The organism is Anaerosporobacter sp., assembly GCF_965301125.1.
Genome location: NZ_CBDLAM010000341.1, coordinates 1 through 1148, shown reverse-complemented (window position 1 = coordinate 1148; position 1148 = coordinate 1). Strand labels below are relative to the sequence as shown.

Below are 1148 nucleotides of genomic sequence, written 5' to 3'. Positions count from 1 at the left end.
CAAACATAAAATAAAAAAAGAATAAAAAATTTTTTTATTACTTGGATTGTTGTAGGTGAGAGTACAGCATCTGAATTAATGGAGTGTAGCGGCTGATCTAAGCAATCAATAAGTTCTGGAGAAAGTTTCTACAATGTGGAGGGAGAACATCATTCGATTTCAATGATATGGTTAATAACAAGGAGTATGAAAATATTGTTGAGGAGATTACAGATGTTGAGATTATGTTAGCCCAATTAAAGATATTCCTTAGGTGTGAAAATGAAGTTATTAAAGTATCTGACCAGAAGCTGGTAAGACTAATAGAACGAATGAATAGTAAATGATAGTTTAGCGAAGTACGGTACATTGAAAACTGTATATTGATAGTTGGTAAGAAAACTGGTATTATTTTCATATAACTAAAATAATATTAGAAATTTGAAGTAAACAAATTAAAATTTGTGGAGGATTAAATAATGGGGTCTATTTTTAAATCAACAATGAACACACGTGCACTGCCCACAGGCACAATGCGTTATATTAGAAGTGATGCACCAATTGATTTAACAGATAACGAGATTCAATGGCTATTGAGTAACGATATTACAACCATTGTTGACCTAAGATCTAAAGAAGAGGTTGTTAAGATACCGTGTAAACTTCAGAGAATGAACGACTTTAAATATATTAATCTTCCAGTTACAGGTGGCGGCGATACTCCAAAAACGCGTGAACATCTATATACGGTTTATACGCAGATGTTTGATAAACAGATGGAAAAAATTATTGATACTATCATGAATTCTAAGTCTAATGTAATGTATTTTTGTACAGCAGGAAAAGACAGGACAGGTGTGGTATCAGCCTTGATTTTAAAAAAACTTGGATTTGATGATGAAAGTATAATTGATGATTATATGATATCTAAAGAAAATTTGATAGATATGCTCACGGCATATGTCAGAGAACATCCAGAGGTAGATATTGATATAATTATTCCACACAGGGAAAATATGAAAAGATTTTTGAAACAATTACAAAAGTAAAGATTTTTATATACGTTGAAAGGACTCGTTTATTTTAATTTTACAGAGATACAAATCAAATTACAATTTGTCGGTGATTTTCAAATATAATAATTAATAATTATACCTAAACTACTAGCT

At 30.3% G+C, this 1148-nt stretch carries 2 protein-coding genes; both read left to right on the top strand.

Features of this window, described 5'->3' with window-relative positions; translation table 11 throughout:
* Positions 1 to 167: 167 nt before the first annotated feature.
* Positions 168 to 326, top strand: coding sequence for a hypothetical protein (locus tag ACW2QF_RS19695; RefSeq protein WP_455717718.1), 159 nt, complete (start codon positions 168 to 170; stop codon positions 324 to 326).
* Between the two features lie 132 nt (positions 327 to 458).
* Positions 459 to 1028, top strand: coding sequence for a tyrosine-protein phosphatase (locus tag ACW2QF_RS19690; protein WP_455717717.1), 570 nt, complete (start codon positions 459 to 461; stop codon positions 1026 to 1028).
* Positions 1029 to 1148: the final 120 nt, after the last annotated feature.

Coding starts and splice junctions, on each gene's coding strand:
- ACW2QF_RS19695 (WP_455717718.1), top strand. CDS start 168: ATGGTTAATAACAAGGAGTATGAAAATATTGTTGAGGAGATTACAGAT.
- ACW2QF_RS19690 (WP_455717717.1), top strand. CDS start 459: ATGGGGTCTATTTTTAAATCAACAATGAACACACGTGCACTGCCCACA.